Raw genomic sequence first — 20,111 nt, 5'->3', positions numbered from 1 at the left:
CCCGGCCTGACCCGCCCGCCCGGCCTGACCGAATGTGGGATTCGATCAGTTCAACTGACCGAATCCCACATTCGGTCAGGGGCGGGTCGGTCAGGAGTGGGTGAGCGCGTCGCCGAGAGCGCGGGCCATCTCCGCCTCAAGGGTCTCGATCAGGCCCTCCGCGGGCCGCTCGCCGCACACCTCGAGCCAGTTCGCGAGCATCCGGTGCCCGCCCTGGGTCAACACCGACTCCGGGTGGAATTGGACGCCGTGGATCGGCAGATCCCGGTGCCGCAGCGCCATCACGATGCCGGAGTCGGTGTGCGCGGTCGGGATCAGCACGTCGGGCAGCGTCTCCGGCAGCACCGTCAGCGAGTGGTAGCGGGTCGCGGTGAACGGGCTGGGAAGCCCGGCGAGCACCCCGGTGCCGTCGTGGGTGACCTGACTGGTCTTGCCGTGCAGCAGCTCCGGTGCCCGGTCGACGGTCGCGCCGAACGCGGCACCGATCGACTGATGCCCCAGGCACACCCCGAGCAGCGGCGTCGACGCCGCCGCACACGCCGCGACCAGGTCCATGCTGGCCCCTGCCCGTTGTGGGGTGCCCGGTCCGGGGCTGAGCAGGATCCCGTCGAAGTCGGATGCGACCGCGGCCCGATCGTCGAGCCGCGGGTCGTCGTTGCGCCACACCGTCGCCGTGGTGCCGAGCTGGCCCAGGTACTGGACCAGGTTGAACACGAAGCTGTCGTAGTTGTCGACGACGAGGATGCGCATGGCGTCAGGATAGGCGCACCGGCCCGCACGGCGGGTACGGGCGTCGGTTCAGCGCGCGAACCTGGTCCGCATCTGCCCGTCGTAGGCCGGGACGGACAGGTCGTCCGACGGTTCCTGGACGAAGCCAAGCCCGTAGCGGACCGCGTACTGCTTGAACAGCCGCACCCCAGGTTCCCCGTCCAACGCGGCGGTCAGCCGGGCGGGGTCGCCGAGCGCGGTCATCACGTAGGGCGGGCTATAGGTGCGTCCGTGCAGCAGCAGCGTGTTGCCGATGCAGCGGGGCGCGGTGGTCGCGACGACCCGCTGATCCTGCAACCCGACCGCCGTCGCGCCGCCCGCCCACAGCGCGTTGAGGACGGACTGGACATCCTGTTGGTGCACCACCAGGTCGTCGGGGCGCACGCCCGCCGGATAGTTGCCGTCGGAGTCGCGGGGCGCGTCGGTGAGGGTGACGGTCACCCCCGGTCCGCTCGCCGCGGCCAGCCCGGCGGGACCCTCCAGGCCACGAACCCGGTCGAGGACCTGCGCAACGCCAGCATCGGAATCGGCGGCACCCGCCTGCAGCGCGTCGACCTGCGCGGCGAGCACGTCGCGGTCGGCGGTGATGTGGTCGAGGTCGGACTGGGCGGCCCGCACCAGATCCGACAGCCTGGTGGTGTCGCCGCGGCGCAGCTCGTCTCCGGAGGACGCCTCGCGCGCGGTCGCGAACAGCAGCCCGGCAACCAGGCACACGATCGGCACGCACACCAGCCAGAGCCCGGACCGGCGGGGGCGTTCGGTCATCGCGGTGCCTCCCGGCGAAGTCGTCGTGATCCGCGCCCGACGGATCGGTGCCGGACCGGTGCGAATGCCGCTACCGTAGGCTCGAATCTACCTGCCCTGCACACATCACCCGAGGACGTCATGCCGAAGTCGAAGGTCCGTAAGAAGACGGACTACACCGTCAACCCCGCGAACCGCACTCCCGTGAAGGTCAAGGCCGGGCCGTCGAGCCCGATCTACGTGACGGTGATGCTCGGCCTGATGGTGATCGGCCTGGCCTGGCTGATCGTGTACTACCTCGCCGGCGAGCAGATCGATTTCATCAACAACCTGGGCGCGTACAACTTCCTGATCGGGTTCGGTTTCATGGTTGCCGGGTTGATCATGACGATGCGCTGGCGATGACCTGCGGTTTTGCTCAAATCCCCGGACGCGATTACACCCATGTCATTCATCCCCACTGTGGATAGCGCCTGTGGATAACTCTGGGGAGGGTGCGTTGAACGGTCCGGCAACCGGGTGGTCGACCCCCGCCGCGGCGCTCGCCGCGACCGGGGTCGGCGGGGTGGCGATGGCGATCGCCGCGCTCGCCGTCCCCGCGGATCCCGCGGGCCGGGTCCTGATCGGGTTGGCCGCGCTCGGTCTGCTCACCATCACCGCGCTCGGCGCGCGGCAGCGTCCGCGGCTCGCGATCCAGGACGGGGACCGGGGACTGACAATGCAGCGGCTCCTCGGCCGCCTCGACGTCGACCGCACCGAGGTGAGCCGGATCCGGGTCGTCCGCTATCCGCGGCTCGGCCGCCGGGTGCCGATGCTGGAGATCGACATCCGGCCACCCGGCGTCGACGACGACCGGCTGCTGATCTTCGGCCGCTGGGACCTCGGCACCGACCCGGCCACGGTTTTCGAGGAGCTCGACGCCCGCGGCCTGGTCCCCCCGGACCGCCGCTCCGCCACCCCGTGACCCGGGGCTACAGCCCGTACTCGCTGCGCAGCTGCGCCACGCGCATGCCGATGACGCCGAGGGTAACGACGGCGACCACCCCCAGCCCGATCCAGCCGATCCGGACGATCTTGTCCCGGTCCTGCCCGGCGCCGAACCACTGCGGCGCGTAGAGCAGCGCGGCGGTCGCCGCCGCGCCGGCGGCGAGACCACCGAAGTGTCCCCAGAACGAGATGCCCGGCAGCGTCACGCTGATCACGACGTTGATCGCGATGACCGCGAGCACCGGTCCCGGACTGCGCCGCATCCGCAGGAGGAGCACGGCCTGCGCGCCCATGATGCCGAAGATCGCGCCGGACGCCCCGGCGGTGAAGCCGCTGCCCTCGAACGCCATCACCGAGGCGGACCCACCGAGCAGGGAGATCAGGTACACCGCGCCGTACCGGGCCCGCCCGAGCACGAGTTCGGTGTCCCGCCCGAGGACGTACAGCGCGAACATGTTGACCGCGAGATGCACGAGCCCAAAGTGCAGGAACCCGCTGCCCACCAGCCGGATCCAGTCGCCGGATGCCACGTCGACCGGGGACAGCACCCACCAACCGAACAGGGACGAGTCGAAGACGGCCGTCCCGGTGAACGGGTTGATGAAGCCGCGGCCGTTGTCCATCAGCGACTTCGCCTGCAGCGCCGTCACCAGGAACACGAGGATGTTGATCCCCATCAACACGTAGGTGACGATCGGCGTCGGCGTCCCGGACCGCACCGGCGCGCCCGCGACGGTCCGCACGGTCGCCGTCTGTCGGTTCGCCGCAGCGACGCAGTCGACGCAGTGTTGGCCGACCGGGGCCGAGCGCAGGCAGTCGGGGCAGGCGGGGCGGCCGCAGCGGGTGCAGGACAGTCCGGTCGGTCGATCCGGATGCCGCACGCACCGCGGCTGGGGCGGGAGACCCTCGCCGGGCCCGCCGCCCCAACCGGGGTTGGTCATCGGTGTCCTCGGGGAATCAGGAGATGGTGATGCCGTTGATCACGACCGGCTCGACCGGGCGGTCCGAACGGTCGACCGGGGTGGCCGAGATGGCGTCGACGACCTTCTGCGACTCCGCGTCGACGACCTCACCGAAGATGGTGTGGCGACGGTTGAGGTGCGGGGTCTTCCCGGTGGTGATGAAGAACTGGGATCCGTTGGTGCCCGGACCCGCGTTCGCCATCGCGAGCAGGTAGGCGCGGTCGAACTGCAGTTCCGGGTGGAACTCGTCCGCGAACTGGTAGCCCGGGCCGCCGCGCCCGGTGCCGGTCGGGTCGCCGCCCTGGATCATGAAGCCGTCGATGACGCGGTGGAAGACGGCGCCGTCGTAGAAGGGGCCGGACTTCTCGCCCTTCGCATTCTGGGTGGTGTAGTCGGCGGAGCCGTCGGCGAGGCCGACGAAGTTGGCGACCGTCTTCGGCGCGTGGTTGCCGAACAGGGCGATCTTGATGTCGCCACGGTTGGTGTGCAGCGTTGCGGTTGCGGTCTGATTCGGTGAAGTCACCCCTCCATGGTGCCATTCACTCGACCGGAACATATGCGACAGTGGACCAATGACCCGCGCGACCGCCCACACCGCCGCCCCCCATGACGCCGAAACCGACGCCACCTCACCGGATGCGACCGCCCCGAGCGCATCGGACACCGCCCTCCGGCTCGCGAAATCCTCCGCGCTCGGCGTGTTGCGGGGCGCGAGCGGACTGGCCAAGGGCGGCGCCTCCGTCGGCACCTACCTGTTCGGCAACGGCTACACGCTCGCGAAGACCGCGGCGTCCCGCGCGAAGCGGCGGGCCGCCGCCCCGCACACCGAGGACCTCGTCGTCGTCGCCGCGACCGACAAGCACCGGGGCCGCCTGCTGCGGCGGGTGCTGGTGTTCGGCGCGGTCGGCGCCGCGGCCGCCGCCGCGGTGGCGGCGTGGCGCCTGCGACGCCCCGAGCCGGCGCCGGTCGCGGACCAGCCGCCGAGCCTGCGCGACGTCGAGGTCGTCGAGTAGCGGTTTCACGTGGAACGGCCCGGCACCCCCGGTCATCGCGGGAGGTGCCGGGCCGAACCCGACCGGTGGACGGCCGTCAGCAGGTGCCCGCGGCGGGAACTCCGTTGAAGCGGTCCACCATGAACTGGGACGCCTCGGGCAGGCCGAGCAGCATCGGGGCGGCGTGGTTCACGCCGACACCCGGTCCGAGCGCGGGCAGCGGGTTCTCGGTGAACCGGACGGTCGCGCCCCGGTCGCACCAGTCGGCGGCGAGCTGAGCGGCCTGCCCGAACGGCACCACGTCGTCGTGCACGCCCGATTGGATCAGCACCGGGGCTGCCGGCGTCAACCGGCCGATGCGCTGCCGGTCCAGGAGGTCCTTCGCGAGCGGCATCCGCTCCAGCACCACCGACAGCGGCTCGCCGCTGCGGGTGTAGTCGCTGGTCCGCTGGAAACCGAACGCGGCGGCGGTCTCGGGAACGCACTGGGTCGCGGTCCGGGCCAGCATGTCCCGGCCGCGGTCGTTGATCTCGGTGTCGAGCAGCTCCAACAGCTCCGGGTAGGCCTGCACGAGGCTGTTGATCGAGTAGCCGATCGCGCCGGTCAGCGACGAGCCGTCGATCTCCTCCAGCGTGGCCTCGAGGTCGGCGGGGGGCGCGCCCGCGTATGCGCCCCTGACGTCGAGGTCCGGCGCGTACTGCGGCGCGAGTTCGGCGGCGGCCGCCGCCGCGCCGCCGCCCTGCGAATAGCCCCAGAAGCCGACCGGGCCGTCGGCGGTGATCGCGGTGTCGGGCAGGGCGCGGGCCGCACGGGCGGCGTCGATCACCGCGTGTGCCTGCGCTGCGCGGTTGACGTAGGTGTGGACACCGTCGGTGCCGAGCCCCTCGTAGTCGGTGACGACGACGGCGATGCCGCGCAGCAGGAGGTTGTCGACGGCGAGCGTCTCGTACTCGACCATCGGGGCGAGGTGCTCGTCGACGTTGAGCGGCTGCCCGAAGAGCTTCGACGGGGCGCACTGGTCACCCTGGCCGTGGGTTCCGACGGCGAGCGAGACCAGTGGCCGCTCCCCCGCTCCGGTCCACGGCGCCTGCGGGTCGAAGTAGGTGCCGGTGACCGCGATCGGCTTCCCGTTGGCGTCGGCGCTGCGGTACATGATCCGGGTGCTGTCCGCGGGGAAGCCGCCGGTCGAGGTCGGCACGCTCGGCACGAGAACCGCCTGCTCGGTCCGGATCAGCGCGCCGGCGGTGTCGGGCAGCTCGGTCGGGGCGCGGTAGAAGTCCGGGGCCGCCGCGGCCTGACCCGACATCGCGACGGCGGCGCCAGCGACCAGTGCGGCCGTGACGGCGCCGCGCACTCCCCTGCTGTTGATCACGTGGAGAACCCCCGAAGGAACGGATGCCTGTTACCGGTGGTAACAGATCGTCGGGGAGATTAACACAACACCGCGCCCGGCCCGGGCGACCGGCTCACGCCCGCGCAATGCACGACACCCCGCACCATTCGGGTGCGGGGTGTCGCGGGAAAGCCTGTGAACTTGTGGAGCCTAGGAGATTCGAACTCCTGACATCTGCCTTGCAAAGGCAGCGCTCTACCAACTGAGCTAAGGCCCCGTCCGCGTCAGCGGCTGGTGACCTCGTGCCAGACGTCCTCGCCGCGTTGCTGTGAGCGCAGCTTGGTGAGTCCGAAGATCACTGCTGCCGCGGTCGCGATGACCACCAGAATCTTCATGCTCGAACCCTTCGTCGGCACGGGGAGTGGGCCTAGGAGGACTTGAACCTCCGACCTCTTCCTTATCAGGGAAGCGCTCTAACCGCCTGAGCTATAGGCCCGTGATCGGCCCGGAAGATCACTCTCTCGAACCGAGGCATGACACTACCCCACCGACCCGCGGCCACCAAAATCGGGCCGGTGGAGTAGCGAAAGCCCAGGTCAGTCCCGATCCGCCAGGGTCACCTCGACACCGCCGACGAGATCGGTGCAGAGGTTGTAGATGAAGGCCCCGACCGTCGCGAGCGCGGTGAACAGGACGATGTTGATGCCACCGATCAGCGCCGAGTACCCGAACACCTGTCCGGCCGTCACCAGACCGGAGTCGGACGACTCCGAGATGATGTCGGTGAACGCGTTGTTCAGCCGATCCCACACGCCCATGCCGTCCAGCACGAGGTACAGGAATCCGATCGCGAACATCCACACGAAGAACATCGCCACCGACAGCACGAGGGCCACCTTGAGCGCGGACCACGGGTCGATCTTGCGGACCTGCACGGACGCCCGCAACGGGTCCCCGATCGGGGTGGTGGCCGCGACGACGACGGGGGGCTTCCGCGCAGGCACCTTCTCCGTCGCGACCGGCGTCGGATGCTTGATCTCCGACAGGTCGGGGAGGTCCTTCGCGAGGTCCTCCCGGTCGATGTGCCGGGTCGGGCCGTCGATCACGGCGGCCTTCGCCTGCGCTGCCTGCTTCTTCGCGGCCCGGGTGGGGTCGGCGGGCCGCTGCCCGGCCTGCCGGGCAGCGGGCTGCTGAGCGGTGGCGGCCTGCTGGGCGGCCGGTCGTGCCGCGGCGGGCGTGCCCGTACCTGCCTGCGCTGCCGCTGCCTTGCCGCTTGCGGGCGGGGTCTTGGCGGGTGTCGCGGGCGCAGCGGCGGACTGCGTGCCGCGCTGCCACGGCGGGGTCTGCGCACCGGGCCGGGCGGCCGCGGCGGGCCGCCCCTGGCCGGGGCGGTCGGCCTGCTGCCCGCTCGTCGCGCCCTGGTCCGGACGCGATGCGGCCGGGGTGGACGAGGCGGAGCGGCCGCTGGCCTGCGCGCCGGAACCCGACGGCTCACCCGAGGCACCTGCGGCCGCCGGACGCCCGGCAGCGCCGGGGCCGGTTCCCGAGGTCGGTGCCGCGGCCGGGGGCTTCGCCGACTCCCCCGCGGACGGCTTCGACGCGGCGGGCTTCGCCGACTCCGACGCGGCGGACGGCGCGGACGCCTCCTTGGCTGCCGGCGTGGCCTGCTTGCCCGCGGCCGGTGCCGCGGTGGGCGACGTCGACGCAGCATCCGGCTTCACCGCGGGACCGGCGGGTGTCGCCGCCGCGGTGTCCGGCTTCGCGGGCGTTGGCCGCGCCGACCCGTTTGCGGGCTGTGCCGAACCGCCGTTCACGGGCTGTACCGAACCGCCGTTCACGGGCTGTGCCGAACCGCCGTTCACGGGCGGGGCCGTCGACGCGGCCCCGTCCGAGACCCCATTGGTTCCGGTCTTCGCTGCCTGCGGCTGCCCCGACGGGCCGGGGCCCGCCGGGGTGGGCCGGTCGCTGCCGGACTGGTGGGGAGTGCTCACTTACGACTCCTTCGCTGCATCGGTCGCGGCGGCGTCGGACTCCTCGGGTTCGTCGGCGTTGCGCGCGATCGCGAGCAGGTTGTCGCCGTCCCCCAGGTTCATCAACCGCACGCCCTTGGTCTGTCGGCCGGCCTTGCGCACCTGCTTGGCCGCCGTGCGGATCACACCACCGCCGGAGGTGATGGCGTACACCTCGTCGTCGTCGTCGACGATGAGCGCTCCGACCAGGGTGCCACGCTTGCGGTCGTACTGGATCGTCAGTACGCCCTTGCCGCCGCGACCCTGCACCGGGTAGTCCTCCATCGGGGTGCGCTTCGAGTAGCCGCCGGAGGTCGCGACCAGCAGGTACGTCCCCTCCTTGACCACGTTCAGCGACAGCAGGGCGTCGTCACCGTTGAACCGCATGCCCTGCACACCGGACGTGGCACGGCCCATCGGGCGCAGCGCCTCGTCGGTGGCGGAGAAGCGAATCGACTGCCCCTGCTCGGACACGAGAAGCAGATCGTCCTCCGCGGAGCACAGCACCGCACCGACCAGCTCGTCCTCGCCACGCAGGTTGATCGCGACGATGCCGCCGGACCGGTTCGAGTCGAAGTCCGACAGCTTCGACTTCTTCACCAGGCCGTTGCGGGTCGCGAGCACCAGGTAGGGCGCGTCCTCGTAGGACTGCAGCCGGATCACGCCCTGGATCCGCTCGTCCGGCTGGAACGCCAACAGGTTCGCGACGTGCTGACCGCGGGCGGTGCGCCCGGTCTCGGGCAGCTCGTACGCCTTCGCCCGGTAGACGCGGCCCTTCGTGGTGAAGAACAGCAGCCAGTCGTGGGTGGACGTGACGAAGAAGTGCCGGACCAGGTCGTCCTGCTTGAGTTCGGCACCCTTGACGCCCTTGCCGCCGCGCTTCTGCGAGCGGTACAGGTCGGTCTTGGTGCGCTTGGCGTACCCGGTCTCGGTGATCGTGACGACGACGTCCTCGCGCGCGATCAGGTCCTCGTCGGACACGTCGCCGTCGGCGGCGATGATCCGGGTGCGGCGATCGTCGCCGTACTTGTCGACGATCTCCTTGAGCTCGTCGCGGACGATCGCGCGCTGCCGCTCCGGCTTGGCGAGAATGTCCTGGTAGTCGGCGATCTCACGCTCGATCTCGGCGAGTTCGTCGATGATCTTTTGGCGTTCGAGCGCGGCGAGGCGACGCAGCTGCATCGCGAGGATCGCGTCGGCCTGGATGTCATCGACGTCAAGCAGGTTGATCAGGCCCGCGCGGGCGATGTCGACGGTCTGCGACGCGCGGATCAGCGCGATGACCTCGTCGAGGGCGTCGAGTGCCTTGACCAGACCGCGCAGGATGTGGGCGCGCTCCTCCGCCTTGCGGAGCAGGTACTTGGTGCGCCGGACGATGACCTCGAGCTGGTGGACGGTGTACAGCCGGATCATCTGATCGAGGCGCAGCGTGCGCGGCACCCCGTCGACGATCGAGAGCATGTTGCACCCGAACGTGGTCTGCAGCTGCGTGTGCTTGTACAGGTTGTTGAGCACGACCTTCGCGACCGCGTCCCGCTTGACGGTGACGACGATCCGCAGGCCGACGCGGTCCGAGGACTCGTCGTGGATGTCGGAGATCCCGGCGATCTTCGCGTCCTTGACCTGCTCGGCGATCGCGTTGACGAAGTTGTCGGTGTTGACCTGGTAGGGCAGCTCGGTGATGACGATGATCGTCTGGCCCTTGGCGTTTTCCTCGATCTCCACCACGCCGCGCATCCGGACCGAGCCGCGGCCGGTGCGGTAGGCGTCCTGGATGCCCTGGCCGCCGACGATCAGGCCCGCGGTCGGGAAGTCCGGGCCCTTGACCCGTTCCATCACGGCCTCGAGGGTGCTCTCCTCGTCGGCCTCCGGGTTGTCGAGCGCCCAGTACACGGCGTCCGCGACCTCCCGCAGGTTGTGCGGCGGGATGTTGGTGGCCATGCCGACGGCGATGCCGTTGGAGCCGTTGACCAGCAGGTTGGGGATGCGGCTCGGCAGGACCGTCGGTTCCTGCGTCTTGCCGTCGTAGTTGGGCGCGAAGTCGACCGTCTCGTGGTCGATCTCGCGGAGCATCTCCATCGCCAGCGGCGTCATCCGGCACTCGGTGTAGCGCATCGCGGCCGCGCCGTCGTTGCCGCGGGAACCGAAGTTGCCCTGGCCGTCGACGAGCGGGTAGCGCAGCGACCACGGCTGCGCCATGCGGACCAGGGTGTCGTAGATCGACGTGTCACCGTGCGGGTGGTAGTTGCCCATCGTGTCGGCGACCGGTCGGGCGGACTTCACGTATCCGCGGTCCGGGCGATAGCCGTTGTCGTACATCGCGTACAGCACGCGGCGATGCACGGGCTTGAGACCGTCACGCACGTCCGGTAGGGCGCGGCCCACGATCACGCTCATCGCGTAGTCGATGTAGCTGGACTGCATCTCCTGCTGGATGTCCACCGGCTCGACGCGATCGTGCCCCGGTTCGTCCGGCGGCAACGTGGTGTCAGTCATCGGCTCCTCTTCTTCTCAGCTTCTGTGGTGCCGGGTGCGACGGCCGCGGGCGGAACCCGCGAACCCGGGGCGACGGTCGACATCGAAAGCCCATGCTCCCTTCGTCCCGCGTCGCACAACCACACAAGTCTATAGGTGCTGGTCAGCCAGAACCGGCAGCCGTGGCGACTTGTCGCCGAACACCGTCCCCGCGGCGCGCCCGACGGTCAGCCGTGACGCGGCGACTCCTCCTGCCGCACCCACATCCGGGCCTGTTCCTCGAGTTCCGCGGTGAGCCGATCCGGCGCGAGCAGCAGCGCGACGGTGGGCACCGCGAGGATCAGCATGCCGATCACGAAGGCGGGGAACAGGATGGCGAACACCTCGACACCCGGCGGCGTGGTGGACACCCCGTCGAGGCGGACCCGCAGTGCCGCCATCATTGCGGCGTGCATCGCGACCGGTGCGAGCCCGACCGCGACCGATCCGCAGGCGAGCACCACCCGCGGGACGTCGGCGGTCGCCATCCACAGCACGCCGATCGAGGCAAGGACGGCGGCAACGGCGGCGACCGCGATCAGGGCCCCGTCCATGTAGGTCCGCCCCTGCACCTCGATGGAGGTCATCACGAGGTAAAAGCCCGCGGTCATGCCGAGACCCATCGCCGCAGCACCGGCCATCACCTTGATGATCAGCCGGTCCCCGGTGGACACGTGCCGGTTGCCGCCGCGCGATCTACTGATCAGCAATCCGGCGAACGCGGCGGCCAGGCACAGGATCAGCGATCCGACGATCCGGACCGACTCGTACCGGACCGCACTGTCGTCGACCTCAAACCCGGCCAGCACCACGATGTTCGCGAGCCAGAACGCAACGCCCCCGATCGCCAGCACCGCGATCGCGGTCCACATCGCCCGGCGGTTCGGCGCGAACGCGGCCCGTCGGGCGCAGGCGACGCCGACGTAGGTGCCGATCGCCGCGGTCCCGACGGCGAGGAGGACGACCCAGATTCCCATCGACAGGTGATGCACTTGATCCGACATGTTGCAGCTCGCCGTCCTTCGGGGTGGTGTGGACCTGGCTCAGGCGACCGGCTGTCCCAGGCGCCGCAATGCGTATTCGGTGACGGCGACCAGCGCGCCCTTCGCGGATTCCCGGTTGCGGGCGTCGATCGACATGATCGGCACGTCCGGCGAGACCGCGAGCGCCTGCCGGATCTCCTCCAGCGGGTAGCGCGGCGAGTCGTCGAACTCGTTGATCGCCACCAGGAACGGCAGGTTGCGGGCCTCGAAGAAGTCCACCGCCGCGAACGATTCGTCGAGGCGTCGGGTGTCGATGAGCACGACCGCCCCGATCGCACCGCGGATCAGGTCGTCCCACATGAACCAGAAGCGGTTCTGCCCCGGGGTGCCGAACAGGTACAGCACCAGGTCCTGAGCGAGGCTGATCCGACCGAAGTCCATCGCGACCGTCGTCGTGGCCTTGTTCGGCGTTGCGCTGATGTTGTCGACCCCGTCCGAGGCGTTGGTGACCAGCGCCTCGGTCCGCAGCGGCACGATCTCGGACACCGCGCCGACGAGCGTGGTCTTGCCGACACCAAAGCCGCCGGCAACGACGATCTTGGTCGAGGTGACCCGGCCACCGGGCCGAGGTTCAGAGCTTCCGAAGTCCACCGAGGACCCTTTCGATGAGTTCACGACGTTCGCTCTCGCTCGAATCGTCCTGAAGGGTTGCCAGGATCCGGACATGACCAGCCTCGACGAGGTCGGCCACCAGCACCCGGGCGACACCGATCGGCACGCCGACGCGGGCGGCGATCTCGGCCACGGACGGCGACTGGGCACACAATGCCACGATCGCCGCGTCGACGTCACCGAGTTCGAGAGTCCGGTTCTCGGGGTCCGGTAACGTCTGGATCAATGCCTCGATGGCCAACTCCACCGCGGGTTTCGTGCGTCCCGAGGTCAGTGAGTAGGGCCGGACCAGGCTCGGCCCGCCTCCGCCGGGGCCGTCGGTGTACTGCTCGTTCATGGCCAACCTCGGCTCAGGTGCCCATCGCCGACCGCGGCACCGCCTGGACGGAGGCGCCGACCCGGTCGACCAGGAGCGCCATCTCGTAGCCGACCTGTCCGATGTCGCAGTTGGTGGAGGTCAGCGCGGCCAGATGCGATCCGTCGCCGACGCTCATCAGCAGCAGGTATCCCTGCTGCATCTCGACGACCGACTGCAGGACGCCGCCGCCGTCGAACAGGTTCGACACGCCCGCGGACAGGCTGGCCAGTCCGGAGGTGACCGCGGCGAGCTGCTCGGCGCGGTCGGTCGGCAGGTGCGCACTCCCGGCCATCAGCAGGCCGTCCGCGGAGACCAGGACGGCATGCGAGACCCCCGGCACGTCGCGGGCGAAGTTCGACACGAGCCAGTCCAGCGGATGGCCCTCGGACACCTGTTCGCTGCTCATTTGTCTCCTCCGTTGCTGTTGCGTTCGGCCGTGCCGGCGGCACGACCCGCGCGAATTCCCATTTGGTGACGGCTGAGGTTCTCACGTACCGCCTCAGGGTCACGCAACCGACTCCGCGCCGCCGCAGACTCCGCGTGGCCGGGCACGAGCCGCCGCCCCGGTGTCCGCTGCGGCAGGCCGGACTCGGTCCTGCCGTCGATCGGGGCCTCGGCGGCGCGGTCCGCGGCCCGCCACCCCTCGTCCGCCGCCGACGTCCAGTCCCGTCCGATGCCGTGCGGCTCGGTGGGATCGGTCAACCAGTCCGACACCATGCCGGAGAAGATCGGGGTGCCCGTGCTCGTGACGTCCTGCGTCGCACCCGGATTGGGCCGGTTCTGGAAGAACGACGCGGTCTTGACCGGGTTGCTGCGATAGCGGTGCCTGCTTGGCAGGTCCGGCTCGGGCGGAGCCGCAAGCGGAGCGGCTGGCGGAGCGGCCGGGGCAGGCGGGGGCAGGTCGGGAACCGGTGCGGGCGGAATCCCCGCGCCGGCGGACGCCGGGCGCGGCGCCCCGGATGCCCCGGGGGTGCGCTGCGGCAGACCGGGAGTCGAGCCGGGAACACGCTGCGGCAGGCCGTTCTGCGCGGTCAGGGCCGTCGGGGGTGCGGACTGCTCCCCCGCGACCGGTTCCGGGGCTGGCGATTCCGGGGTGACGACGGCCGGGGCGACGGGGGCCTCGCCGTACGGGTCCGGCGTGAGCGGCGTCGGCAGGGCGCGCCTCGACAGCGCCGGGTGCGACCCCGTCACCAGCTGCGGCATCTGACCGGACTCGACGACGGTCACCTCGGGGATCGAGCCGGTGTCGACCCTGGCCTGGGGTCCGGTGAGTTCCATCTCGACCGGTGACATCAGCAGGCTCGCCGGAATGTGCACGCTCGCGGTGATGCCCTGCTCCCGGCCCTCGCTCATGGCGTGCCGCAGCCGGACGGTCAGGCCGTGCCGTTCCGAGAGCCGACTGGCCACGAACAGGCCCATGTGGCGTGCGGTTTCGGGTCCGACCTGACCACCGGACGCGAGCCGCTCGTTGATCACCGCGAGGTCGGCGGCCGGGATGCCGATGCCCTGGTCGGTGACCTCGAGGAGGACGCCGCCGTCGACCGCGCGGGCGAAGGCGATCCGCACCTTCGTGTCCGGCGGGGAGGCGCGCAGCGCGTTGTCGAGCAGCTCCGCGAGCACGTGCATGATGTCCGTCGCGACGCCGCCGCCGAGGGCGCCGTTCGGGGTGGATCCGACCTGGACCCGCTGGTACTCCTCGACCTCGGACATCGCCGCGCGAACCACGTCGCCCAGTTGAACGGGCGCGGACTGGCCGCGACGCGTCTGAGTTCCGGAGAGGATCAGCAGGTTGTCGCCGTTGCGGCGCATGCGCGCGGCGAGGTGGTCGAGCCGGAACAGGCTTTCGAGTCGCTTCGGGTCCTTTTCCTCGAACTCGAGGGCCTCGATCAGGCCGAGCTGCTGGTCGACGAGCGACTTCGACCGGCGCGCGAGGGTCTCGAACATGTCGCCGATCTGCAGCCGCAGGCTGGCCTGCTCACCGGCGAGCTTGAGTGCCTGCGCGTGGATGTCGTCGACCGCGCGGGCGAGCTGGCCGATCTCCTCCGTGGTGTGCACGGGCACGGGTTCGAAGTGCTTGACCGCGTCGGTGTCACCCGCCTTGACCCGGTCAATCGCCTCCGGCAGATCCTTACGGGCGACCCGCAGCGCGCCGTAGCGGAGCCTGCGGATCGGCCCGACCAGGGATCGGGACACGAGCAGCGCCAGGACCAGCGCCGCGAGCAGCGTCGCGAGGACGAGGGCGGCGTCGCGCAGGGCCGACGATCGGGTCTCGTCGGCGCGGGCGGCGACGGTGGAGGTGATGGCCTCGGCGGACTCGGCGACGAGGTCGCTGTAGGTTCCGACGCTCTCCACCATGGACTGGCGCAGTTCGAGCAGCGGCCAGGCGCCTCCCTGCGCCGCGTCGACGGTGGCCAGTCGGGTGTGCACCGCCTCGGTCAGCGCGTCGAGCCGCGGCGCCGCCGCGGGGAACGAGCGGGCCAGGGAGTCGATCATCGCGATCTCGGCACCGGACGCAGTGATGAAGTCGGTGGACGACGCGTTGGGGTTCGTCATCATCTCGAGCGCGCCCGTGACCTGGTCGGCCATCCGGCGCTGCGCCGACCACGCGTCGACCAGCTGACGATGCGCGGTCATCACACCGGTGTCGTCGATCGGCGAGACGATGTCGTCGACGATCCTGGTCAGGTCGGCGCGGATCGCGGAGGTCTGCTCGGGCAGGTCGGGCCGGACGGGAGCCTTGGCCTCCATCTCGGTCTGGATTCCCTCGATGGCGCCGAGCGACGCACGCAACCGGTCGGTCAGGTCGTCGGGCAGTTCGGGGTTCTCGGCCGCGGTGCGGACCTGCTCGATCGACCCCTCCAGGCCGACGAGATCCTCCGGCATGAGCGCGCCGACGCTGAAGCCCGCGGAGGCGAGGCCGAAGTCGGTACCGAGCTTGACGATGTCCGGGATGCTGGAGACCTGGTCGGCCGCGGTGCTGTACCGGACCGCTCGGCTCAGCTCCTCCTGCACGCGCAGCCCACCGAGCACCATCGCGACGGTGACCGGGATCGCGAGCACTGCGGTGACCTTCCACCGCAGACCCCAGCCCTCGAGGTTCCAGAGCCTGCTCGCAGGCGGTGCTTGTTCGTTCATCTCTCCAACGCTCACTTTCCACCCAGGTCCGATGCGGGTTGCCGACCTGCACCGTCCTCCCCCACCCCCGAGTGTTCGCACGGGCGCCGAAAGCTGTTTGCTGGGCGATACCGGAGTGTAGAGGCTGCGCCCCCGGGCCAGAAGTGCGAATGTACCCATTCGGTTATGTCGTCGTGACCAAATTCGTCGGTCACGACGCCAGAACTGGACACCAGGACATCACCCGTCACACCGGTCACAGAGGACGCGGGCTTGCGTGACCGATCGATACGCCACAGGCCGGGCGCCAGCGTGAGTGAGATCACACGGGCGCCCGGCCTGCGGCGGTACCGCTACACGTCGAGGAAACGGACATCCTTCGCGTTTCGGGTGATGAAGCTGCGTCGAGCCTCCACGTCCTCACCCATCAGGACGCTGAACAGCTCGTCGGCCGCCGCAGCATCGTCCAGGGTGACCTGGCGCAGGATCCGGACCGACGGGTCCATCGTGGTCTCCCACAGTTCCTTGGCGTTCATCTCGCCGAGGCCCTTGTAGCGCTGAATGCCGTCGTCCTTGTTGATCTTCTTGCCCGCGCCCAACCCGGCCTCAAGCAGGCCATCCCGCTCGCGATCCGAGTAGGCGAACTCCGGCTCGGAGCGCTGCCACTTGAGCTTGTACAGCGGCGGCATCGCGAGATAGACGTGACCGTGCTCGATCAGCGGGCGCATGAACCGGAAGAGCAGCGTCATCAGCAGCGTCGAGATGTGCTGGCCGTCGACGTCGGCGTCGGCCATCAGCACGATCTTGTGGTACCGCAGCTTGGCGATGTCGAACTCGTCGTGGATGCCGGTGCCGAACGCGGTGATGATCGACTGGACCTCGGCGTTCTTGAGGACCCGGTCGATGCGGGCCTTCTCGACGTTGATGATCTTGCCGCGCAGCGGGAGGATCGCCTGGTACATCGAGTCGCGGCCGGACTTCGCCGAGCCACCGGCGGAGTCGCCCTCGACGATGTAGATCTCGCACTTGCTCGGATCGTTGGACCGGCAGTCCGCCAGCTTGCCGGGCAGGCCGCCGATGTCGGTGGCGCTCTTGCGTCGGACCAGCTCACGCGCCTTGCGGGCGGCGGTGCGGGCCTGCGCGGACGACACCGCCTTGCTCACGATCGTCTTCGCGTCGGCCGGGTTCGACTCGAACCAGTGCGCGAGATGCTCGTTGCACGCCTTCTGCACGAACGACTTGACCTCGGTGTTGCCGAGCTTGGTCTTGGTCTGGCCCTCGAACTGCGGCTCGCCGACCTTCACCGAAATGATCGCGGCCAGACCCTCGCGGATGTCGTCTCCGGACAGCTCCGGGTCCTTGTCCTTGACCAGCTTCTTTTCCTTGGCGTACTTCTTCACCGTCGCGGTCAGCGCAGCGCGGAAGCCCTCCTCGTGGGTACCGCCCTCGTGGGTGTTGATGGTGTTCGCGAAGGTGTGCACCGACTCCGAGTACCCGGAGTTCCACTGCATCGCGATCTCGAGCTCGTGGCCGGTGCCCTTCGCGGTGAAACCGACGACCGAGTTGTGGATCGGCTGCTTCGTGCGGTTGATGAACCGCACGTAGTCCTCGAGGCCACCCGGGTAGTGGTAGACGCGCGACTTGACCTTGTGCACCGGCGCGCTGGCCTCGGCCTCGGTCTCGGTGGCGGTCTTGGGCGCATCGGCCGTCGTGCTGACGACCTCGTCGGTGATCTCCTCGTCCGCGACCCGCTCGTCGGTGAGGGTGATGGTCAGGCCCTTGTTCAGGAAGGCCATCTCCTGCAGCCGGCGCGCGACGGTCTCGAAGTTGTAGTTCGTGGTCTCGAAGACCTCCGGATCCGCCCAGAACCGGACGGTGGTGCCGGTCCGCTTCGTCGGCTCGCCCTGGATCAGCTCCCCCGGAACCGCATTCGTGTAGGTCTGGAACCAGTGGTGCCCGTCGGTGTCGATCTCAACCTCGAGCTTCGTCGACAGGGCGTTCACCACGGAGATGCCGACGCCGTGCAGGCCGCCGGAGACCGCGTACGCGTCGGAGTCGAACTTGCCGCCCGCGTGCAGCTGGGTGAGCACGACCTCGACGGTCGGCGCGCCGGAGGCGTGCATTCCCACCGGGATGCCGCGGCCGTCGTCGACGACCTCGATGCCGCCGTCGGCGAGCATTGTCACCTCGACCTTGGACGCGTGTCCGGCCATCGCCTCGTCGACCGAGTTGTCGACGACCTCCCAGATGAGGTGGTGCAGGCCGCGCTCACCGGTGGAGCCGATGTACATGCCGGGACGCTTCCGGACCGCCTCGAGTCCCTCGAGGACGGTGATCGAAGAGGCGCCGTACTCCTTGTTTCCAGTGCTCTTGTCTGACTTCTGGGCAGCCACGGGAGGTGTGCTCTCCTTCTCGTTCACACGACGGTCCCCCGCACGACGTCCATCGCGCGAACGGTTTCGCCGGCATGGCGATCGCGGCCGACGACGTGGCCGCGAGTTACCGCACCATCCTACTGGTAGAGCCGGACAGCAGGGCATCTGCGACACCCCTGAGCTGCCCGTAGACGCAGTTTCGGCGGCCGCGCCACACCGCGGATACCGTCAGGCGCGGATCGCGGTGTCGCCGGGCGACGTGCGGCCGATCACGTCGCGCACGAAGTTCGCCGTCAGCCGGGCGATCTCGGGCGCATGCGAGAGCGGTGCCCAGTGCCCGGCGGCGGTCTCGCTGTGCCGCAGGTCGGTGACCCAGTGGTCGGTGTCCTCGAACGCGAAGGGCAGCACCGCCTTGTCCCTGGTGTTGACGATCAGCTGGACCGGGATGTCGGTCCGCCGGTCCCGCGGACGCAGGATCCGCTGCCTGGTGTTCGCGCGGTACCGCTTGAGTCCATTCGCGGCATCCCGGCCGATCGTGACCGCCGGCCGGGCCAGGGTCGGTTCCATCCGGTCGAACAGCGACAAAAACAGCGGCCAGCGCGGAGCAAGCAGGCGTCCGGTGACCAGCTCCGGCACGACCGGGATGTGGAAAAGCAGGGCGTAGAAGGAGGCCGCCCACTGCGCCGCGACCCGGGCCAGCCCCCTGGGTGTCGGGTTCCGCAGGTTTCGCCACATCCAGTGGCCGAGGTGATCGAAGCACCACCCCGAGGTGGACGTGAACGAGGCGATCCGATCCCCCGCGCCCGGCGCGCACACCGCCTCCCACGACTCCAGCGACCCCCAGTCGTGCGCGAGCACGTGCACGGGTTCACCGCGGCCGACGGCATCGACGACCGCGAACAGGTCGGCCGCAAGCAACTCCAGGTCGTAGTCCGCGACCCGGGTCGGCGAGGTCGACCGGCCCGCTCCCCGAGTGTCGTAGGTGACGACCCGAAAGTCGCTGCCGAGTTCGGCAACCACGTGGTCCCAGAGCAGGTGGGTGTCCGGCCAGCCGTGCACCAGCACGATCGTCGGGCCGTCCGGGTTCCCCTGCTCGAATACCGCGAGCTCGATGTCGCCGTTGCGCACCGTGGTGGCAACGGCGGGAGCGAGGAAACCGTTGGCGGGGTGGGTCATTGATACTCCTTCGACGGGTCAGAGATCGAGCACGAGACGCTCGCCCGCAGCCCGGGACACGCAGAGCAGCATGTCGGTCCGCTGCTCGTCCGGCGTGAGCCGGGCTTCCCGATGGTCGGGGACACCCTCGAGAACCCGGACGCGGCAGGTGCCGCAGAAGCCCTGCTGGCACGAGTAGCCGATCCCCGGCAGTCGCTCCCGGACCACCTGCAGTGCGGTGCGATCCGCGGGGACGGTCAACACCTCACCGGTGCGGGCGAGCTCGACGTCGAACGGTGTTCCGTCGAGAACATCTGGGGCGCCGAATCTTTCGATGTGCAGGGCGGTGGCCGGGGTGTGCGGGAAGCTCGCGCGGACCAGGTCGAGCATCGGCGCCGGGCCACAGCAGTACACCGCACCCCCCGGCGCGGCCCGTCCCAGCAGGTCGGCCGCGGCCGGCACGCCGTGCTCGTCGTCGGTTCGCACGAAAACCCGGTCCTGTTCCCATGATTCGATCTCATCGAGGAACGGCATCGTGTCCCGGGAGCGGCCGGAGTAGACGAACTGCCAGTCCATGCCGGCTGCCCGCGCGGCCCGCACCATCGAGAGGATCGGGGTGATCCCGATCCCACCTGCCACGAACAGCGCGCTGCCGCCGCCGACGAACGGGAACCCGTTGCGCGGACCACGCACCGTCACCCTCGCCCCCGGCTGGAGCGCGTGCATCTCGAGCGACCCACCCCCGCCGTCCGGGATCGCCCGCACGGCAACCGTGTACCGGGACCGGTCCGCCGGGTCCCCGCACAGTGAGTACTGCCTTCTCCTGCCCGACGGCAGGTGGAAGTCGAGGTGACACCCCGGCTGCCAGGCGGGCAGGTCGCCGCCGTCGATCGTGCCGAACGCCAGTGCAACAACCTGCTCATCCCGCGCGACGATCCGGCGGTCGACGACCTCGAGGGTCATGGCGGAATCCGGGTTGTGCCCGGCATGGTCACGGTTGTAGTCGTGGCCGGCGAGGACCCCGACGTAGCGCTCGGCGACCGCCCCGAGGGCGGCCATCATCCGATCCGGGCGGCCCCGCCCGCGCAGGTCTGCGGGCACCGGCCCGGGTGTGCGGCGATTAATGATGGACGGCATGACTTCTC

At 69.9% G+C, this 20,111-nt stretch carries 19 protein-coding genes and 2 tRNA genes; 3 read left to right on the top strand and 18 right to left on the bottom strand.

Annotation, left to right across the window (positions count from 1 at the left end; all coding sequences use genetic code 11):
- Positions 1–90: 90 nt before the first annotated feature.
- Both ACFWQG_RS16505 and ACFWQG_RS16500 read right to left on the bottom strand, forming a co-directional pair.
- Positions 91–750 carry an aminodeoxychorismate/anthranilate synthase component II gene (locus tag ACFWQG_RS16505; protein WP_378508706.1) on the bottom strand — a complete coding sequence of 220 codons (660 nt, stop codon included), beginning with the start codon at positions 748–750 and terminating at the stop codon, positions 91–93.
- 48 nt (positions 751–798) lie between these two features.
- Positions 799–1,533, bottom strand: coding sequence for a DUF881 domain-containing protein (locus ACFWQG_RS16500; RefSeq protein WP_378508705.1), 735 nt, complete (start codon positions 1,531–1,533; stop codon positions 799–801).
- A gap of 120 nt (positions 1,534–1,653) precedes the next feature.
- Here ACFWQG_RS16500 and crgA point away from each other — a divergent pair, with 120 nt between their 5' ends.
- Both crgA and ACFWQG_RS16490 read left to right on the top strand, forming a co-directional pair.
- Positions 1,654–1,917, top strand: a complete 264-nt coding sequence (gene crgA / locus ACFWQG_RS16495; RefSeq protein WP_378508704.1) for a cell division protein CrgA — start codon at positions 1,654–1,656, stop codon at positions 1,915–1,917.
- 94 nt (positions 1,918–2,011) lie between these two features.
- Positions 2,012–2,476: a PH domain-containing protein gene (locus ACFWQG_RS16490; RefSeq protein WP_378508703.1), complete on the top strand. Its 465-nt coding sequence runs from the start codon at positions 2,012–2,014 to the stop codon at positions 2,474–2,476.
- 7 nt (positions 2,477–2,483) lie between these two features.
- Here ACFWQG_RS16490 and ACFWQG_RS16485 read toward each other — a convergent pair whose 3' ends face one another.
- The gene (locus ACFWQG_RS16485) at positions 2,484–3,440 is read right to left on the bottom strand and encodes a rhomboid family intramembrane serine protease (RefSeq protein WP_378508702.1); all 957 of its coding nucleotides are present in this window, start codon (positions 3,438–3,440) and stop codon (positions 2,484–2,486) included.
- 16 nt (positions 3,441–3,456) lie between these two features.
- Positions 3,457–4,017, bottom strand: coding sequence for a peptidylprolyl isomerase (locus tag ACFWQG_RS16480; RefSeq protein WP_378508701.1), 561 nt, complete (start codon positions 4,015–4,017; stop codon positions 3,457–3,459).
- A 16-nt stretch (positions 4,018–4,033) separates the two neighbouring features.
- Between ACFWQG_RS16480 and ACFWQG_RS16475 the strand changes: the two genes are divergently transcribed.
- Positions 4,034–4,474, top strand: a complete 441-nt coding sequence (locus ACFWQG_RS16475) for a hypothetical protein (RefSeq protein WP_378508700.1) — start codon at positions 4,034–4,036, stop codon at positions 4,472–4,474.
- A 76-nt stretch (positions 4,475–4,550) separates the two neighbouring features.
- Here ACFWQG_RS16475 and ACFWQG_RS16470 read toward each other — a convergent pair whose 3' ends face one another.
- The 14 genes from ACFWQG_RS16470 to ACFWQG_RS16405 form a co-directional block, all read right to left on the bottom strand.
- Positions 4,551–5,822 (bottom strand): lipase family protein, encoded by a 1,272-nt coding sequence (locus ACFWQG_RS16470; RefSeq protein WP_378508727.1) that lies wholly within the window; start codon positions 5,820–5,822, stop codon positions 4,551–4,553.
- 168 nt (positions 5,823–5,990) lie between these two features.
- Positions 5,991–6,063: transfer RNA gene (locus ACFWQG_RS16465), tRNA-Ala, on the bottom strand.
- 7 nt (positions 6,064–6,070) lie between these two features.
- The gene (locus ACFWQG_RS16460) at positions 6,071–6,181 is read right to left on the bottom strand and encodes a DLW-39 family protein (protein ID WP_378508699.1); all 111 of its coding nucleotides are present in this window, start codon (positions 6,179–6,181) and stop codon (positions 6,071–6,073) included.
- Positions 6,182–6,208: 27 nt separating this feature from the next.
- A tRNA-Ile gene (locus ACFWQG_RS16455) sits at positions 6,209–6,282 on the bottom strand.
- A gap of 100 nt (positions 6,283–6,382) precedes the next feature.
- Complete coding sequence (locus ACFWQG_RS16450) at positions 6,383–7,777, bottom strand: DUF3566 domain-containing protein (protein ID WP_378508698.1); 1,395 nt, start codon at positions 7,775–7,777, stop codon at positions 6,383–6,385.
- Positions 7,778–10,291, bottom strand: a complete 2,514-nt coding sequence (gene gyrA / locus ACFWQG_RS16445) for a DNA gyrase subunit A (protein ID WP_378508697.1) — start codon at positions 10,289–10,291, stop codon at positions 7,778–7,780.
- Positions 10,292–10,497: 206 nt separating this feature from the next.
- Positions 10,498–11,313: a hypothetical protein gene (locus ACFWQG_RS16440; protein ID WP_378508696.1), complete on the bottom strand. Its 816-nt coding sequence runs from the start codon at positions 11,311–11,313 to the stop codon at positions 10,498–10,500.
- 39 nt (positions 11,314–11,352) lie between these two features.
- Positions 11,353–11,943, bottom strand: coding sequence for an ATP/GTP-binding protein (locus ACFWQG_RS16435; protein WP_378508695.1), 591 nt, complete (start codon positions 11,941–11,943; stop codon positions 11,353–11,355).
- Positions 11,924–12,301, bottom strand: coding sequence for a DUF742 domain-containing protein (locus ACFWQG_RS16430; protein WP_378508694.1), 378 nt, complete (start codon positions 12,299–12,301; stop codon positions 11,924–11,926). The genes ACFWQG_RS16435 and ACFWQG_RS16430 overlap by 20 nt, the downstream gene beginning before the upstream one ends.
- Positions 12,302–12,314: 13 nt before the next feature.
- On the bottom strand, positions 12,315–12,728 hold the full coding sequence (locus ACFWQG_RS16425) for a roadblock/LC7 domain-containing protein (protein WP_378508693.1): 414 nt from the start codon (positions 12,726–12,728) through the stop codon (positions 12,315–12,317).
- Positions 12,725–15,457: an ATP-binding protein gene (locus ACFWQG_RS16420; protein ID WP_378508692.1), complete on the bottom strand. Its 2,733-nt coding sequence runs from the start codon at positions 15,455–15,457 to the stop codon at positions 12,725–12,727. Before ACFWQG_RS16420 ends, ACFWQG_RS16425 begins: the two co-directional genes overlap by 4 nt.
- Before the next feature lie 332 nt (positions 15,458–15,789).
- The gene (gyrB, locus tag ACFWQG_RS16415; RefSeq protein ID WP_378508691.1) at positions 15,790–17,829 is read right to left on the bottom strand and encodes a DNA topoisomerase (ATP-hydrolyzing) subunit B; all 2,040 of its coding nucleotides are present in this window, start codon (positions 17,827–17,829) and stop codon (positions 15,790–15,792) included.
- A 210-nt stretch (positions 17,830–18,039) separates the two neighbouring features.
- A complete protein-coding gene (locus tag ACFWQG_RS16410) occupies positions 18,040–18,987 on the bottom strand; it encodes an alpha/beta fold hydrolase (RefSeq protein ID WP_378508690.1) in 948 nt (315 codons plus the stop codon).
- Positions 18,988–19,005: 18 nt separating this feature from the next.
- Positions 19,006–20,103 (bottom strand): PDR/VanB family oxidoreductase, encoded by a 1,098-nt coding sequence (locus tag ACFWQG_RS16405; RefSeq protein WP_378508689.1) that lies wholly within the window; start codon positions 20,101–20,103, stop codon positions 19,006–19,008.
- Between the last annotated feature and the right edge of the window lie 8 nt (positions 20,104–20,111).

This window comes from Rhodococcus sp. NPDC058532 (assembly GCF_042719255.1).
GTDB lineage: Bacteria > Actinomycetota > Actinomycetes > Mycobacteriales > Mycobacteriaceae > Rhodococcus_G.
This window is presented reverse-complemented; position numbering and strand designations above follow the sequence as displayed.

What these genes read in the sequence shown, in the direction of transcription:
- ACFWQG_RS16505 (WP_378508706.1), bottom strand. Translation starts at nt 750, where the DNA reads ATGCGCATCCTCGTCGTCGACAACTACGACAGCTTCGTGTTCAACCTG.
- ACFWQG_RS16500 (WP_378508705.1), bottom strand. Translation starts at nt 1,533, where the DNA reads ATGACCGAACGCCCCCGCCGGTCCGGGCTCTGGCTGGTGTGCGTGCCG.
- crgA (WP_378508704.1), top strand. Translation starts at nt 1,654, where the DNA reads ATGCCGAAGTCGAAGGTCCGTAAGAAGACGGACTACACCGTCAACCCC.
- ACFWQG_RS16485 (WP_378508702.1), bottom strand. Translation starts at nt 3,440, where the DNA reads ATGACCAACCCCGGTTGGGGCGGCGGGCCCGGCGAGGGTCTCCCGCCC.
- ACFWQG_RS16480 (WP_378508701.1), bottom strand. Translation starts at nt 4,017, where the DNA reads ATGTTCCGGTCGAGTGAATGGCACCATGGAGGGGTGACTTCACCGAAT.
- ACFWQG_RS16475 (WP_378508700.1), top strand. Translation starts at nt 4,034, where the DNA reads ATGACCCGCGCGACCGCCCACACCGCCGCCCCCCATGACGCCGAAACC.
- ACFWQG_RS16460 (WP_378508699.1), bottom strand. Translation starts at nt 6,181, where the DNA reads ATGAAGATTCTGGTGGTCATCGCGACCGCGGCAGCAGTGATCTTCGGA.
- gyrA (WP_378508697.1), bottom strand. Translation starts at nt 10,291, where the DNA reads ATGACTGACACCACGTTGCCGCCGGACGAACCGGGGCACGATCGCGTC.
- ACFWQG_RS16440 (WP_378508696.1), bottom strand. Translation starts at nt 11,313, where the DNA reads ATGTCGGATCAAGTGCATCACCTGTCGATGGGAATCTGGGTCGTCCTC.
- ACFWQG_RS16430 (WP_378508694.1), bottom strand. Translation starts at nt 12,301, where the DNA reads ATGAACGAGCAGTACACCGACGGCCCCGGCGGAGGCGGGCCGAGCCTG.
- ACFWQG_RS16425 (WP_378508693.1), bottom strand. Translation starts at nt 12,728, where the DNA reads ATGAGCAGCGAACAGGTGTCCGAGGGCCATCCGCTGGACTGGCTCGTG.
- ACFWQG_RS16420 (WP_378508692.1), bottom strand. Translation starts at nt 15,457, where the DNA reads ATGAACGAACAAGCACCGCCTGCGAGCAGGCTCTGGAACCTCGAGGGC.
- ACFWQG_RS16410 (WP_378508690.1), bottom strand. Translation starts at nt 18,987, where the DNA reads ATGACCCACCCCGCCAACGGTTTCCTCGCTCCCGCCGTTGCCACCACG.
- ACFWQG_RS16405 (WP_378508689.1), bottom strand. Translation starts at nt 20,103, where the DNA reads ATGCCGTCCATCATTAATCGCCGCACACCCGGGCCGGTGCCCGCAGAC.